This window comes from Ancylobacter gelatini, from assembly GCF_022601675.1.
Classification (GTDB): domain Bacteria; phylum Pseudomonadota; class Alphaproteobacteria; order Rhizobiales; family Xanthobacteraceae; genus Ancylobacter; species Ancylobacter gelatini.
Genome location: NZ_JAKVIL010000003.1, coordinates 279,608 through 294,619, shown reverse-complemented (window position 1 = coordinate 294,619; position 15,012 = coordinate 279,608). Strand labels below are relative to the sequence as shown.

The window sequence follows — 15,012 nt, the reverse complement described above, 5'->3', positions numbered from 1 at the left end:
GCGGGATCGGCTAAAGCGGAAGGCCTGTCCAGTCGGATCCTGCCATGATCGAATCCCGCTCCCGTCGCACCGACCATCCTTTCAAGGATCTGCTCGACATTCACGCCATGCGTACCGAACTCGCCACATTGGCGAAGACGGTGCTGGGCGAGGCCAAGGCCGGACGAGAGATCGAACTGCGGGCGGCGCTCGCCAAGCGGCTCAAGGCCGCCTATGTGCACGGCCACGCCACGGCCGAACGCTGGCTGATGCAAGACGGTTCGGGGCGGCGCTGTGCCGAGCGCCTGTCTCGGCTTCAGGACGAGATCATCCTGTTGGTCTACGAACTAGTCGTGAGCCATCTTTATCCCTCGGACAACCCCTCCACCGCCGAACGCATGGCGATTGTTGCGGTGGGCGGATACGGTCGCGGACTGATGGCGCCGGGGTCCGACACCGACATCCTGTTCCTGCTGCCCTACAAGCAGACCGCATGGGGGGAGAGCGTCGCCGAGGCGGTGCTTTACGTGCTGTGGGACATGGGGCTGAAGGTTGGCCACGCCACACGCTCGGTGGACGAGTGCATCCGGCAGGCGCGCGCGGACATGACGATCCGCACCTCGCTGCTGGAAGCCCGGCTGCTGCTCGGCGAGAAGGCGCTGTTCGATGAACTCAACAGACGCTTCGACACCGAGGTAGTCGAGGGCACGGCCGTCGAGTTCGTCACCGCCAAGCTTGCCGAGCGCGAGGACCGGCTCAAGCGCGCCGGCCAGTCGCGCTATTTGGTCGAGCCCAACGTCAAGGACGGCAAGGGTGGCTTGCGCGACCTGCACACGCTGTTCTGGATCGCCAAATATGTCTACCGCGTGCGCGAGACCCGTGACCTCGTGGCCAAAGGCGTGTTCACGGGGGAAGAAGCCAAGGAATTCCGCCGCTGCGAGGATTTCCTCTGGTCCGTGCGCTGCCACCTGCACTTCCTCACGGGCAAGGCCGAGGAGAGGCTCTCCTTCGACCTGCAGCGCGAGATGGCCGAGCGGCTCGGTTATACCGAACATCCGGGGCTGAAGGACGTCGAGCGCTTCATGAAGCACTATTTCCTCGTGGCAAAGGATGTCGGCGACCTGACCGCCATCGTCTCGGCCGCGCTGGAAGAGCGCCACGACAAGCCAGTCCCCCGGCTCAACCGCATGATCAACCGGCTGCGCCGCTCGCCCCGCCGCACGCTGAAGGAGAGCGCGGACTTCATCGTCGACAATGACCGGATCAATGTCGCCGACAACGCGGTGTTCGACCGCGACCCGGTGAACCTCGTGCGCATCTTCCACCTCGCCGGAAAGCACGGGCTGGCCTTCCACCCGGACGCGATGCGCCTCGCCACCCGCTCGCTCAAGCTCATCGACGCCAAGGTGCGGGACAATCCCGAGGCCAACCGGCTGTTCCTCGATATCCTGTGCTCGCGCAACACGCCGGAGATCGTGCTGCGGCGTATGAACGAGACCGGCGTGCTCGGGCGGTTCGTGCGAGAATTCGGCCGCATCGTCGCGATGATGCAGTTCAACATGTACCACTCATACACGGTGGACGAACATCTCATCCGCTCGATCGGGGTGCTCTCCGAGATCGAGCGCGGCGACCGGCCCGATTATGGCATCGCCAACGAATTGATGGCGCAGATCAAGAACCGGCAATTGCTCTATGTCGCCGTGTTCCTGCACGACATTGCCAAGGGCCGGCCGGAGGACCATTCGATCGCCGGCGCCCGCGTCGCCCGCAAGCTGTGCCCGCGCTTCGGGCTGAACGCCGTCGATACCGACACGGTCGCCTGGCTGATCGAACAGCACCTCACCATGTCCACCATCGCCCAGTCGCGCGACCTCTCGGATCGCAAGACCATCGAGAATTTCGGCGCGGTTGTGCAGAATCTCGAACGGATGAAGCTGCTGCTGATCCTCACCACCGCCGATATCCGCGCCGTCGGGCCGGGCGTGTGGAACAACTGGAAGTCCCAGTTGCTGCGCACACTCTATTACGAGACCGAGCCGGTGGTGACGGGTGGCTTCTCGGAGAGCAATCGCAACCAGCGCGTGGCGCGCGCACAGGCCGAGTTCCGCGCCGCGGTGGGCGATCGCGCCAGCGAGGAACTGGAAGCCTATATGGCGCGGCTCTATCCCAGCTACTGGCTGCGCGTCGACCTCGAGCACAAGCTCGCTCATGCCGAGTTCATCCTGGCGGCAGAGGACAACGGGCAGGCGCTCGCCACCGCATCCAAGACCGACCCCGAGCGCGGCATCACCGAGCTTACCGTGTTCGCCCCGGACCACCCCAAGCTGCTGGCGGTGATCGCGGGCGCCTGCGCGGCGGCCGGCGCCAATATCGTCGACGCCCAGATCAACACCACCACCGACGGACGCGCGCTCGACACCATCTCGCTGACCCGTGCCTTCGAGCAGGATGCCGACGAATTGCGCCGTGCCGGTCGCATCGCCTCGGCGATCGAGAAATCGCTTTCGGGCGAGATCCGCCTGCCGGAAGTGGTGGCGAAGAAAATTCCGAAACGCCCACGAGCCTTCACGGTGGAACCGGAAGTCACGCTCAACAACTCCTGGTCCAACCGCCACACCGTGGTGGAGGTCTCCGGCCTCGACCGACCGGGCCTGCTCTACGGGCTGACACAGGCGCTCTCGCGGCTCAACCTCAACATCGCCTCGGCCCATGTCGCCACCTTTGGCGAGCGGGCGGTGGACGTGTTCTATGTCACCGACCTGATGGGCGCGAAGCTGATGGGAGCGGCCCGGCATTCGACGATCCGCCGTGCCCTGCTGCAGGTGCTGGACGCCGATGACGAGGCGCACGCGGCCTGATCAGTATCGGCCGAGCACCGAATGGCGATGCTCGTTGATGGCGAGACGGTCGAATTCCCTTGACCAGCGGGTCGGCACGGACCGGTGGCTATCTCGGTACGGACCCGCCTGCGCCAGCCGGGCTTGTCATCAATTTGCCAACGAACGACCCTGTAAACTTCATTCCATGAAGTCGATCGTAAAACCAGAACTGAGGAAATCTGACCACCCACCGACCTAAGCATCGCATAATCACAATATATCGACAATGAACCGCGACTTTGGGCCGCCCAGTACTATTCCTCCATGTGCGAAGGGATGACGCGCCGCCGCAATCTCTCCCCTTAACACCCCTTTAAAAGCCCTGATTTAGAGTTCGTTTACCGGCCGATCGGGGCAAGGGACGCATGTTCGGACGCAAGAACCACATGGAGCGGCGCGAGCCGGTGCTAGGTGCGCCGGCCGGTTTCGGCGATCTGCGCCTCAGCGCGGACGACCGTCCGACCCTGGCTGACTCCAGCCATGCCCGCACCAGTGGTAAAACGGGGGGCAAACCCGGTTCAAGCAAGACCCGCTCCGCCAAATCGGCTGTGCGCGGCAGGGCTTCCGACCCTGACCGGCCGCCACGTCAGCGCAGGGGCGCTCGCCGAGGCCTGCTCGGCCGGCTGTTCTACTGGGGCGTGGTGCTTGGTATCTGGGCGCTGATCGGGCTCGTCGGATTCGTTGCTTATGAGGCGAACCAGCTTCCGCCGATCCAGAACCTCGCGGTTCCCGAGCGTCCGCCCACGGTGATCATCCAGGGTGCTGACGGCAAGACCATCGCCACGCGCGGCGAGATGCGCGGGAGTTCAATACCGCTGCGGGCGCTGCCGCCCTATCTGCCTCAGGCCTTCGTTGCGATCGAGGACCGGCGCTTTTACGAACATTTCGGGCTCGACCCGATCGGCCTCGCCCGCGCGGTCTTCGTGAACCTGACCACCGGACGGCTGCAAGGCGGCTCCACCCTTACTCAGCAGCTCGCCAAGAACCTGTTCCTGACGCCTGAACGCTCGCTGTCGCGCAAGGTTCAGGAGTTGGTGCTCTCGCTGTGGCTGGAGACCAAATATACCAAGAACGAGATTCTCGAGCTCTACATGAACCGCGTCTATTTCGGCGCGGGCGCCTATGGAGTCGAGGCCGCCGCGCAGCGCTATTTCGGCAAGTCCGCGCGGGCGGTCACGCTCCCGGAGGCTGCGATGCTCGCCGGTCTCGTCAAGTCGCCCTCCTCGCTCGCCCCGACACGCAATCTGGAAGGCGCGCAAGCCCGGGCCGAAATCGTGCTGGCGGCGATGGAAGACGCAGGCTTCATCACCGCCGACATGGAGAAGCTCGCCCTGTCGCGCCCGGCCGTCGTCGCCAAGAATGCCGGCGTCGACCCGTCCGGCTATGCCGCCGACTGGGTGAGCGAACAGTTGAAAACCCTGATCGGTCCGATCACGCAGGACGTCGTGGTGCAGACCACCATTGATCCCGCGCTACAGGCGGTAGCTGACAAGGCGCTCAAGGACGCGCTGGCCAAGAGCGGCAAGAAGCTTGGCGTCGAGCAGGGCGCTCTCGTTGTCCTCGATACCGATGGCGGCGTGCGCGCGCTTGTAGGCGGGCGCTCCTATGAGGAAAGCCAGTATAATCGCGCGGTCAGCGCCCGGCGCCAGCCCGGCTCCGCCTTCAAGCCTTTCGTCTATCTCACCGCCATGGAGCGCGGGCTCACGCCGGAAACCGTGCGCGAAGACGCGCCGGTTCAGATCAAGGGCTGGCGGCCGGAGAATTTCTCGAAGGAGTATCGCGGCCCGGTGGACCTGCGTACCGCGCTCGCCCTGTCGCTCAATACGGTAGCGGTGCGCCTGGCGCTGGAGGTCGGGCCCGCCGAGGTGATCAAGACCGCGCATCGGCTCGGCATCGCCTCCAAGCTGGAACCCAATGCCTCGATTGCCCTCGGAACCTCGGAAGTGTCCGTTCTTGAACTCGCCAGCGCCTACGCGCCGTTCGCCAATGGCGGCATCGGCATCACGCCCCATGTCATCGAGCGGGTGCGCGATGGCTCCGGCAAGATACTGTATTCCTACGCCTCCCCCAGCCGCGGCATGGTCATGGCCCCGCCGCATGTGGCGATGATGAACAGCATGATGCAGCAGACGCTGCTCACCGGCACCGCGCGCCGCGCCGACCTTCCGGGCTGGCCGGCGGCGGGCAAGACGGGCACCAGCCAGGATTACCGGGACGCCTGGTTCGTCGGCTACACGGGCCGCTTCGTCACCGGCGTCTGGCTGGGCAATGATGATTCCTCACCGACCAAGAAGGCCGGCGGCTCCGGCCTGCCGGTAGAAATCTGGAGCCAGGTGATGAAGGCGGCCCACAACGGCCTGCCGGTTGCCCCTCTGCCCGGCACCGGCGCCGGCAATCCCGCGCCCGGCGCGCTGCCGCCCGGCGACGTACCGGAAGACCCTGTTGTGACCGGCGGCCCACAACCGCCCGCCAGCAAACCGGCGACGCTTGACAATTGGCTGATCGATAAACTGTTCGGACGAAACTGAGCGCTCGTTCAGGCTTCCGCGTCGCCCGCCGCGCCATAGCGGTGAAGCTCCGGGCCGTGGCGCTTGAGCCAGTTCTCCGCCCGCTCGCGCTCAGGAAATAGCAGGTCGACGGTGCGCCAGAAGCGCGGCCCGTGGTTCATCTCCCGTCGATGCGCGACCTCATGGGCCGCGAGATAATCCAGCACGAAGGGAGGGGTGAAGATCAGCCGCCACGAGAAGGACAGCGCCCCGGTCGAGGAGCACGAGCCCCAGCGGCTCGCCGTGTCGCGCAGCGTCACGCGGGTGATCGTCACACCGAGCGCACGCGCATGGCGATGCGTGGCTTCGATGAGGTCGCGGCGCGCCTCGCGTTTGAGATAGTCCTCCACTCGCCGAGGAAGATGTGGCGCATCACCAGCTACGCACAGCACCGAAGCACCGGCCTCGTCGTGGGCCGGCCACACCGTGCCGCGCGCGCCGGGCATGTGCTGGATGCGATGGGGCGTACCGCGCAGGGGAAATACCGCGCCCGCCGCAAACGGCACCTCGTCCGGCAGGCGGGCGAGACGGGTCTCGATCCAGCCGACATGCCGGCGGGCGAAATCCAACGCTTCCTTCAGTCGGCCATTGGCCGGCAGCGTCAGAACGATATCGCGGGTGGCCGCGCGCACCCGGAGCGTATAGCGGCGGGCACGGGCATTGCGGCGCAGGGTGACAACCACATCCTCCTGCGTCAGTCGCAGCGTGAAGGAGCGGGGCTCCGGCTCGGCCGGTGTCTTGCGCGAGGACTGGAGGGCACGAAACAGCATGGGCGGTCCGGAATGACGGTTCACGCCCCACTATGACGCACCGCGCCGCCAGCGCCAGCCTGGGATTTGGGCGATGCGCTCAGCGCACCGCGCGACGGTCGCGGCGGCGATCCTGAACCGGCTGATAGGCGATGCGCGCGTGATAGGCACAATAGGGCAGTCCGGTCTTCGTACGGCTGCCGCAATAGAAGAAATCCTGCTTGCCGGGATCGCCCACCGGCCAGCGGCAGGTGAATTCGGTCAGGTCCAGAATGGTGCAGCGGTCGGCCATGGGAATGACATTGGCGACCGGATCGGCAACTTCCTCGGGCTCGGGCTCGGCGACCGCACGCACCACCGTTGCCAGCGCGGCATTGCCGTGCACGGCCGGGCGGGCCGGCACCGCGGTCGGCGCGCTGGGACGCGGCTTGCGGGGACGCGGAGCAGGAGCGGCGACGGCCTTGGCACGCCCCGACAGGCCGAGGCGATGAACCTTGCCGATGACGGCATTGCGGGTCACGCCTCCGAGCTCCGCCGCAATCTGGCTCGCGGAAAGCCCCTCGGACCAGAGTTTCTTCAGCAACTCGACGCGTTCATCCGTCCAGTTCATTGCCGTGCCTCCTAAGAACCCATCGATCGCGCGGCAGAATCCCACAGCGGTCCGATGCCGGATTACCGGCCGGATCAACGCCGCTGACGCCACTTTAGGAATACCGCCGCACGAGATGTCGTATCTGACGAGGGGGAGGCTACAATATGCGTTGACTCACGCCCAGTAGGTTCAGGGCCGAAACGATTGTTTTCCCCAGTTGCGAGTCCGCGCGGCAACACCGCGCCCCGGCCCGCACTGTCATCGTGAGGTCATACGCGCATTACTCCGTCAAGATGCGCGGGCCAATATTGACCGGGAAATCCTAATCTATAAAATTCGCGCTCTCGGGTGCCGCCCCCGCAAGGGCGGCACGTTTCGTTTTTGGGCCCTGCCGTCTGCGGCAAACGTTGAGAAAGTGGAGGGGACAGTGATCGATCCCATCCTGCCGACCTATAATCGTGTGAACCTCGTCTTCGAGCGTGGCGAAGGCGCGTGGCTGTTCACGAAGGACGGCGAGCGATATCTCGACTTCACCGCCGGCATCGCGGTGAACGTGCTCGGTCATGCCCATCCCCATCTTGTCGCTGCCCTCACCGAGCAGGCCGGCAAGCTCTGGCATTTGTCCAATCTGTTCCGCATCGAGGGAGCCGAGCGCCTGTCGCGCCGCCTCGTCGAGGCGACCTTCGCGGACACCATGTTCTTCACCAATTCGGGTGCGGAAGCGCTGGAATGCGCGATCAAGATGGCGCGCAAATACCAGTACGTCTCCGGCCACCCGGAGCGTAACCGCATCATCACCTTCGAGGGCGCCTTCCACGGCCGCACGCTTGCCACCATCGCGGCCGGCGGCAACGCGAAATATCTGGAGGGCTTCGGCCCGGCCTTACCCGGCTTCGACCAGGTGCCGTTCGGCGATCTCGACGCGGTGAAGGCCGCGATCGGGCCGGAGACCGCCGCGATTCTCGTCGAGCCGGTACAGGGCGAAGGCGGCGTGCGCGCCGCGCCTTGGGCCTTCCTGCGCGCCCTGCGCGCGCTCGCCGATGAGCATGGGCTGCTGCTGGTGCTGGACGAGGTGCAGTGCGGCGTCGGGCGCACCGGCAAGCTGTTCGCTCATGAATGGGCGGGTATCACGCCGGACGTGATGGCAGTGGCCAAGGGCATCGGCGGCGGCTTCCCGGTCGGCGCCTGCCTCGCCACGGAAGAAGCGGCCAAGGGCATGACCGCCGGCACGCACGGCTCCACCTATGGCGGCAATCCGCTCGCCATGAGCGTGGCCAACGCCGTGCTCGACATCGTGCTGCAGGACGGCTTCCTGGAGAACGTGCGCGCGACCTCCGGTCGGCTGCGCCAGCGCCTTGCCGAACTGAAGGATCGCCACCCCGCCATCATTGGCGAGATCCGTGGCGAGGGCCTGCTGCTTGGTGTGCGCACGCTGGTGCCCAATGGCGAAATGGTGGACGCGATGCGCGCCGAAGGCATGCTCGGCGTCGGCGCGGCGGAAAACGTCGTGCGGCTGCTGCCGCCGCTGAACATCGGCGAGGCCGAGATCGACGCGGCCTTCACCCGGCTGGACGCTGCCTGCGGGCGGCTGGAGAAGGGCCTGCGGGCCGACACTCAGAAGGGAGCGGCGGCATGAACGCGCGCGCCAGCAACATCAAGCATTTCCTCGACCTCGATGCACTCCCGGCCGAGCAGCTTCGCGACATCATGCAGCTTTCGCATGACCTGAAGAGCCGCCGTCAGGTGATCGCGACCGAAAAGCCCTTCGCCGGCAAGGTGCTGGCGATGATCTTCGACCAGCCCTCGACCCGTACGCGCATCTCCTTCGATGTCGCGATGCGCCAGCTCGGCGGCGAGACCATCATGCTCACGGGCGCGGAAATGCAACTCGGGCGCGGCGAGACCATTGCCGATACCGCGCGCGTGCTCTCGCGCTATGTCGACGCGATCATGATCCGCATCCTCGACCACAAGGCGCTTGAGGAACTGGCGCAATACGCCACCGTTCCGGTGATCAACGGGCTGACGCGCGACTCCCATCCCTGCCAGATCATGGCGGATGTGATGACCTTCGAGGAACACAAGGGGTCGATCCAGGGCCGCACCGTGGCATGGACCGGCGATTCCAACAATGTGCTGGTGTCCTGGGTCCACGCCGCCCAGCGTTTCGACTTCGCGCTGAACGTCGCGACGCCCGAAGAACTGGCACCGCGCCCGGCGCTGATCGACTGGGCCCGCCGTTCGGGTGCCCGTGTCAAGTTCGGCCGCCATGCCGAGGAAGCGGTGGAAGGCGCCGATTGCGTGGTCACCGACACCTGGGTGTCGATGGGCGATGCTGAGGCCGAGCGTCGGCATAACCTGCTCAAGCCTTATCAGGTCAACGCGGCCTTGATGAAGCGCGCTCAGCCCGACGCGATCTTCATGCACTGCCTGCCCGCCCATCGCGGCGAGGAAGTCACCGATGAGGTGCTGGACGGCCCGCAATCGGTGGTATTCGACGAGGCCGAGAACCGTCTCCATGCCCAGAAGGGCATCCTGGCTTGGTGTCTCGAAGGCGCACAGGGCTGACGGACCGATTTTGCCGCGACAGCAAGGGCGCCGGGCCGCGAGGCTAGCGGCGCCCTCTCGCATCCGGCGCGGGGCGCACCTATATGGGCGGACGGAGCTGACATGACATCAAAATCACCGACCTCATCCCCCGACACCGCCCCTCTCCTGCCGGAGATTCCCGACGACCGGGTGACCGCGTTCCATGTCGACGAGCTCGACACGCGCGGGCGCGTGGTGCGCCTCGGCGCGACGCTCGACGCCGTCATGGCACATCATGATTATCCCGCGCCGGTGAAACGCCTGCTCGGCGAGGCCGTGGCGCTCACCGTGCTGCTCGGCTCGACGCTGAAGATCACCGGCCGGTTTATCCTGCAGACACGCACCGACGGGCCGGTCGACTTCCTCGTCGTCGACTTCACAGCCCCTCGGGACGTGCGCGCTTATGCCCGCTTCGACGCGGCGAGACTGGACGCGCTCAGCGAAGTGGAACGCCGTGACAGCGGGCTGCTGCTCGGGCACGGGCATCTCGCCATGACCATCGACCAGGGCCTCAGCGTCAACCGCTATCAGGGCGTTGTCGCGTTGGAAGGTGGCGGGCTGGAAGACGCCGCGCACCAGTATTTCGCCCAATCCGAACAGATCCCGACGCGCGTGCGCCTCGCCGTCGCCGAGGAAGTGCACCCGGGCGGGGCCGCCTCGTCCTGGCGCGCCGGCGGGCTGATGGCGCAGTTCCTGCCGACCGAGGGCGGGCGCATCCGTCCCGTCGACCTGCATCCCGGCGATGCACCCGAAGGCACCGAACTGCCGGTCGCGGACGAGGACGATGCCTGGATGGAGGCGCAGTCGCTGGTCGGCACCATCGAGGACCTCGAACTGGTCGACGGCGCGCTCACCAGCGAGCGGCTGCTGTACCGGCTGTTCCATGAGCGCGGCGTACGCGTGTTCGATTCCGAGCATATCGAGGCGCGGTGCTCGTGCTCGCAGGAGCGGGTGATGGAAGTGCTCACCAATTTCTCCCGCGAGCAGCGCGAGAGTTTGGTCGAGGATGGCAGGATTACCGTGACCTGCGAGTTCTGCGGGCGCTCCTACGGCTTCAAGGCCGAGGAAGTCGTCGATCAGGACCCGCCGGAACCTGCTCCCGAGTCCTGACGGCTGGTAAGATGCCGGGGCCGTGGCGGCCCCGGCTACGCCTCACGCCGCGCATTCCGCGATCAAGCGACCGAGAAACCGCTCGCAGGCGCGCAGCTGCGCGACCTCGATATATTCGTCCGGCTTGTGCGCCTGGTCGATAGAGCCGGGGCCGCAGATGACGGTCGGTACGCCCTGCGCCTGGAAATGCCCGCCCTCCGTGCCATAGGCCACCGTATAGGTGCGGTTCTGCCCGGCAAGGCGCAGCGCCAGCAGTTCGGCCTCCGAGCCGGTCTCCGGGCTCAACGGGGGCACCTTGTAGATCACGTCGGTGACGATCTGCGCCTCAGGTGCCTCCGCCCGCAGCTTAGGCAGCACGATGTCCTGCGCGAAGCGCTCGAAGCGCGCCAGCAGCGCCTCCTCGTCGAAATCCGGCAGGCCGCGCACGTTCCAGCGTATGGCACAGCGGCGCGGCACGATGTTGCCGGCGGTACCGCCATCGATCACCGTCACCTGCACCGTGGTGCTTGGCGGATCGAAGCGGCCGCTGACATCACCCTTCGCGATCAGCTCGGCCCGGTAGCGGTCGAGTTCCCCGACCAGCTCGGCGGCGGCGAAGATCGCGTTCGCGCCCAGATGCGGCATGGAGGAATGCGCCTCGCGCCCTGTCACCGTCGTGACATAGGCGATGCCGGACTTGTGGGCGTCGACCACGCGCATCGAGGTGGGCTCGCCGACGATGCACGCACGCGGCAAGGGCAGGTCCACGCCAAGCTTGCGCACCGCCGGCACCACGCCGGTGCAGCCGATCTCCTCGTCATACGACACCAGAAGGTGGATCGGCGTCTTCAGCGCCGCGCTGGCCATCTCCGGCACCATGGCAAGGCAGGCGGCGACGAAGCCCTTCATGTCGCAGCTTCCCCGCCCATACAGCCGGTCGTCGACCGGGGTGAGCGTAAAGGGATCGGTGGTCCAGGGCTGGCCATCCACCGGCACCACGTCGGAATGGCCGGACAGGCACACGCCGCCGATCCCCGCGGGGCCGATGGTGGCAAACAGACTGGCCTTGTCGCCAGTCTCGTTCGGCACGGTGACGCTCTCGACGCCGAACGCCGCCAGATAATCGCGCACGAAGGCAATGAGTTCGAGGTTGGAATTGCGGCTCGTCGTGTCGAAGGCCACCAGATAGGCGAGAAGTTCCTCGGTGGTAGTACGGCTGGCCAGCATGAACGATCCCCGTCGGTGTGCGCATTCGAAGATAGGGGAAGGCGCGCCCCAGCAACAGCTACCGGCGCCACAGGCTGGGCAGGAAAAGCACCAGCACGGTGAACAGTTCCAACCGCCCCATCAGCATGCCGAGCGACAGCAGCCAGATCACATGATCGGGCAGCGCCGCGAAATTCTGGGCCGGGCCGATCACCGGCCCAAGCCCGGGACCGACATTGGCAACGGCAGTGATGGCGGCGGAGAACGATGTGATGAGATCGAAGCCGAGCGTATTGATCACGAGCGCGATCGCCATGAAGGTCGCCATGTAGAGAAAGGCGAAGGATAGCACCGAGGCAACCACATCGTCGCCGATCGGCGCCCCGTTATACCGCACCGGAAACACGCCGTTGGGGTAGATGATGCGCTTGAGATGCTGGGAAAGCGCGGAGCCTAGAATGGCGATGCGGAACATCTTCATACCTCCGGCCGTCGAGCCGGTGCAGGCGCCGAGAAACAGCAGGATGAAATAAAGCGCTTCGGTCGGCGGCCCCCAATTGGTGAAATCGGTCGCCACGAAACCGGTGGTCGACATGATCGACACCACGTTGAACAGCGCGTTGCGCAGCGCCGGCTCGCCTTCCGCAATTGCCCCGCGTATCTGCTGGAGCGTCGAGAGGATGGTGAACAGCGCCACCAGCCCGAGAAACAGCCGCACTTCGCTATTGGCGAACAGCCGGCTGAAATCGCCAACCAGCACCCGGACATACAGCACGAAGGGCAGCGAGCCGGCGACCATGAAGACCACGGCGGCATATTCGATCGCCGCGCTGTGGAAATAGCCGATCGAGGCGTCGTGCGTGGCAAATCCACCGGTGGAGATCGTGGCCATCGCATAGGCAACGGCGTCGAACACACTCATGCCGCACAGCAGGTAAGTGACGGCGCAGGCCAGCGACAGCACAAGATAGGTGCCCAGGATGCTCTTGGCCATCTGCGCCGCCCGCGGCAGCATCTTCTCCGCCTTGTCGGAGGACTCGGCGTGGAACAGCTGCATGCCGCCCACCTGCAGCATAGGCAGGAAGGCGATCGCCAGCACGATGATCCCAATACCTCCATACCAGTGCAGGAAGGCGCGCCAAATCAGCAGGCCCGGCGGGCGTTGGTCCAGGCCGGAAATGACGGTCGCCCCGGTGGTTGTCAGGCCGGACATCGCCTCGAAATAGGCGTCGGTGAGGGAGAGGTCCGCATCCGACCACATGAAGGGGATGGCGGCGAAGGCGGAAAGCAATACCCAGCTGAAAGTGGTGAGCACGAAAGCCTGCCGCACATCCAGCCGCTCTACCTCGCCCGAGCGCCCCGCCAGCCACAGCGAAAGCCCGACGAACACGGTGATGGCGGCCGAGGCGGCATAGACGATGAAATCGTCATGACCGGCAGCGACATCGACCAGCGCCGGTATCAGCATGGTTGTGCCGAGGATGGCGAGCAGGACGCCCAACATGGCGGCGATCGGGCGGAAGTCGATCACGGGCGTCTGGTACCGTTATCGCGAAGGGAGGCGCGCGGCGTCAGGGCAGGATGCCTTGGACCGCATACCGCAGCCGCCGCGGGAGGCGGCGGGTGCGAGAGGGGGAAACATAGCTGCTTCGCACGCTCCCCGGAAGCCGCAGCGTCGCCTTCAGTTGAGCGTATACACCGCGCCGGGGAGGTCGAGCGAGAAAGCGGGCACTTCCGCGTCGAACGCCTCTCCACTCTGCGTGGTGAAGTTGTAACTACCTTCCATGATGCCGGTGGAGGTCGGCAACGGTACTCCGCTAGTATATTCGAAATGCCCTCCGGGCAGCAACACGGGCTGCTCACCAACCACGCCCGCGCCGCTCACCTCCTGCACCCGGCCGAGCGCGTCGGTGATGATCCAGCGCCGGGTCCGCAGTTGCACCGTTTCACCGCCAAGATTTACGATCTCGATGGTGTAGGCCCAGAAATACTGGTTGCGGTCCGGGTCGGAACGTTCCGGCGAGAAGCGCGGGGTCACCGTCACCTGCACGCCGCGAGTGGTGGCACGGTACATGACGCCTCCTTCATGATTCCCGGCATGATGCCAGTCAAACCGCTTCCCCCGCGGACGGCAAGGTCGACGGGGGAAGCCGGCTGATCAGACTGCCGACAGCGCGCGTATCAGGTCATCGGCGAGATCGTCGACATGCTCCAGCCCGACCGAGAGCCGGACCATGCCGTCGCTGATCCCCATATCCGCCCGCTGCTCGGGCGTGAAACGCTGGTGCGTCGTGGTCGCCGGGTGCGTGATCAAGCTCTTGGCATCGCCGAGGTTGTTGGAGATTCGAGTGATTCGCAGCCCGTTGAGAAGGCGGAAGGCGCCGGCCTTGCCGCCCTCGACCTCGAAGGTCACCAGCGTGCCGCCACCGCGCATCTGGCGCTTGGCCAGTTCGTGCTGCGGATGATCGGCGCGGAACGGATAGATGACCTTCGTCACCTTCACTTCGCCCGCCAGCCGGTCGGCCAGCGCGCTCGCGCTCGCCTGCATGCGCTCGACGCGCAGCGGCAGCGTCTCCAGCCCTTTTAGCATCACCCAGGCGTTGAAAGGCGAGGCGGAGGGGCCGGTCTGGCGCAGGAAGGTCTGGAGATGGTCGGCCAGGAACTTCTCCGAGCACAGCACCACGCCGGCGAGGCAACGGCCCTGCCCGTCAATGTGCTTGGTGGCGGAATAGACCACGACGTCAGCGCCGAGCGCGATCGGGCTCTGCAGCATCGGGGTTGCAAATACATTGTCCACGACCAGGCAGGCGCCGGCGGCCTTTGAGATCGCCGCGACGCCGGCGATGTCCACCAGCTCCAAGGTCGGGTTGGTCGGGCTCTCCAGGAAGAACACCTTGGTTTCCGGCCGCACTGCCGCTTTCCAAGCATCGAGGCTCGCGCCGTCGACCAGCGTGGTCTCGACGCCGAAGCGGGGCAGCAGTTCCTCGATGACATAGCGGCAGGAGCCGAACAGCGCGCGCGCCGCCACCACATGGTCGCCGGCCTTGAGCTGGCACAGCAGCGACGCCGTCACCGCCGCCATGCCGGACGCGGTGGCACGAGCGACTTCCGCCCCTTCCAGAAGCGCCAGCCGGGTCTCGAACATCGCGACCGTGGGATTGGAATAGCGCGTGTAGATGAAGCCGGGATCGTCGCCCTTGAAGCGCGCCTCGGCCTGCTCGGCCGTGTCATAGACATAACCCTGCGTCAGATACATCGCCTCCGCCGTCTCGCCGAAGGGCGAACGCAGGATGCCGCCATGGACGAGGCGGGTATCGGGCCGCAGCGCGGCGATATCGGCGGGGGAAAGCTTGGGCTCGGCGGACATTGGCGGCTCCGGT

Annotated in this window: 11 protein-coding genes; 5 read left to right on the top strand and 6 right to left on the bottom strand. The window is 65.9% G+C overall.

The genetic code is table 11. The features are described from left to right. Positions 1-44: 44 nt before the first annotated feature. Together MKI84_RS07505 and MKI84_RS07500 are read left to right on the top strand one after the other, a co-directional pair. The gene (locus tag MKI84_RS07505; protein WP_241618088.1) at positions 45-2,840 is read left to right on the top strand and encodes a [protein-PII] uridylyltransferase; all 2,796 of its coding nucleotides are present in this window, start codon (positions 45-47) and stop codon (positions 2,838-2,840) included. Positions 2,841-3,226: 386 nt separating this feature from the next. Then, positions 3,227-5,389 (top strand): transglycosylase domain-containing protein, encoded by a 2,163-nt coding sequence (locus MKI84_RS07500; RefSeq protein WP_241618087.1) that lies wholly within the window; start codon positions 3,227-3,229, stop codon positions 5,387-5,389. An 8-nt stretch (positions 5,390-5,397) separates the two neighbouring features. Here the strand turns inward: MKI84_RS07500 and MKI84_RS07495 are convergent, their stop codons facing one another. Both MKI84_RS07495 and MKI84_RS07490 read right to left on the bottom strand, forming a co-directional pair. Further along, positions 5,398-6,177, bottom strand: a complete 780-nt coding sequence (locus MKI84_RS07495; protein WP_241618085.1) for a M48 family metallopeptidase — start codon at positions 6,175-6,177, stop codon at positions 5,398-5,400. A gap of 79 nt (positions 6,178-6,256) precedes the next feature. Next, positions 6,257-6,766, bottom strand: coding sequence for a GcrA family cell cycle regulator (locus tag MKI84_RS07490; RefSeq protein ID WP_241618083.1), 510 nt, complete (start codon positions 6,764-6,766; stop codon positions 6,257-6,259). A gap of 409 nt (positions 6,767-7,175) precedes the next feature. Between MKI84_RS07490 and MKI84_RS07485 the strand changes: the two genes are divergently transcribed. The 3 genes from MKI84_RS07485 to MKI84_RS07475 all read left to right on the top strand — a co-directional run bounded on the left by MKI84_RS07485 (position 7,176) and on the right by MKI84_RS07475 (position 10,447). Continuing rightward, complete coding sequence (locus tag MKI84_RS07485; RefSeq protein WP_241618081.1) at positions 7,176-8,384, top strand: aspartate aminotransferase family protein; 1,209 nt, start codon at positions 7,176-7,178, stop codon at positions 8,382-8,384. Next, positions 8,381-9,316 (top strand): ornithine carbamoyltransferase, encoded by a 936-nt coding sequence (gene argF / locus MKI84_RS07480; protein WP_241618079.1) that lies wholly within the window; start codon positions 8,381-8,383, stop codon positions 9,314-9,316. The genes MKI84_RS07485 and argF overlap by 4 nt, the downstream gene beginning before the upstream one ends. A gap of 102 nt (positions 9,317-9,418) precedes the next feature. Beyond that, positions 9,419-10,447 (top strand): Hsp33 family molecular chaperone, encoded by a 1,029-nt coding sequence (locus MKI84_RS07475; protein WP_241618077.1) that lies wholly within the window; start codon positions 9,419-9,421, stop codon positions 10,445-10,447. Between the two features lie 42 nt (positions 10,448-10,489). Here the strand turns inward: MKI84_RS07475 and argE are convergent, their stop codons facing one another. The 4 genes from argE to MKI84_RS07455 form a co-directional block, all read right to left on the bottom strand. Beyond that, positions 10,490-11,653, bottom strand: a complete 1,164-nt coding sequence (gene argE, locus MKI84_RS07470; RefSeq protein ID WP_241618075.1) for an acetylornithine deacetylase — start codon at positions 11,651-11,653, stop codon at positions 10,490-10,492. A gap of 58 nt (positions 11,654-11,711) precedes the next feature. Beyond that, positions 11,712-13,163, bottom strand: coding sequence for a TrkH family potassium uptake protein (locus MKI84_RS07465; protein WP_241618073.1), 1,452 nt, complete (start codon positions 13,161-13,163; stop codon positions 11,712-11,714). Between the two features lie 150 nt (positions 13,164-13,313). Next, entirely contained in the window at positions 13,314-13,706 is a 393-nt protein-coding gene (gene apaG / locus MKI84_RS07460; protein WP_241618071.1) for a Co2+/Mg2+ efflux protein ApaG, read from the bottom strand. An 84-nt stretch (positions 13,707-13,790) separates the two neighbouring features. After that, entirely contained in the window at positions 13,791-14,999 is a 1,209-nt protein-coding gene (locus MKI84_RS07455; RefSeq protein ID WP_241618069.1) for an O-succinylhomoserine sulfhydrylase, read from the bottom strand. Between the last annotated feature and the right edge of the window lie 13 nt (positions 15,000-15,012).

What these genes read in the sequence shown, in the direction of transcription:
- MKI84_RS07490 (WP_241618083.1), bottom strand. Translation starts at nt 6,766, where the DNA reads ATGAACTGGACGGATGAACGCGTCGAGTTGCTGAAGAAACTCTGGTCC.
- MKI84_RS07500 (WP_241618087.1), top strand. Translation starts at nt 3,227, where the DNA reads ATGTTCGGACGCAAGAACCACATGGAGCGGCGCGAGCCGGTGCTAGGT.
- argE (WP_241618075.1), bottom strand. Translation starts at nt 11,653, where the DNA reads ATGCTGGCCAGCCGTACTACCACCGAGGAACTTCTCGCCTATCTGGTG.
- MKI84_RS07495 (WP_241618085.1), bottom strand. Translation starts at nt 6,177, where the DNA reads ATGCTGTTTCGTGCCCTCCAGTCCTCGCGCAAGACACCGGCCGAGCCG.
- MKI84_RS07505 (WP_241618088.1), top strand. Translation starts at nt 45, where the DNA reads ATGATCGAATCCCGCTCCCGTCGCACCGACCATCCTTTCAAGGATCTG.
- MKI84_RS07455 (WP_241618069.1), bottom strand. Translation starts at nt 14,999, where the DNA reads ATGTCCGCCGAGCCCAAGCTTTCCCCCGCCGATATCGCCGCGCTGCGG.
- MKI84_RS07475 (WP_241618077.1), top strand. Translation starts at nt 9,419, where the DNA reads ATGACATCAAAATCACCGACCTCATCCCCCGACACCGCCCCTCTCCTG.
- apaG (WP_241618071.1), bottom strand. Translation starts at nt 13,706, where the DNA reads ATGTACCGTGCCACCACTCGCGGCGTGCAGGTGACGGTGACCCCGCGC.
- argF (WP_241618079.1), top strand. Translation starts at nt 8,381, where the DNA reads ATGAACGCGCGCGCCAGCAACATCAAGCATTTCCTCGACCTCGATGCA.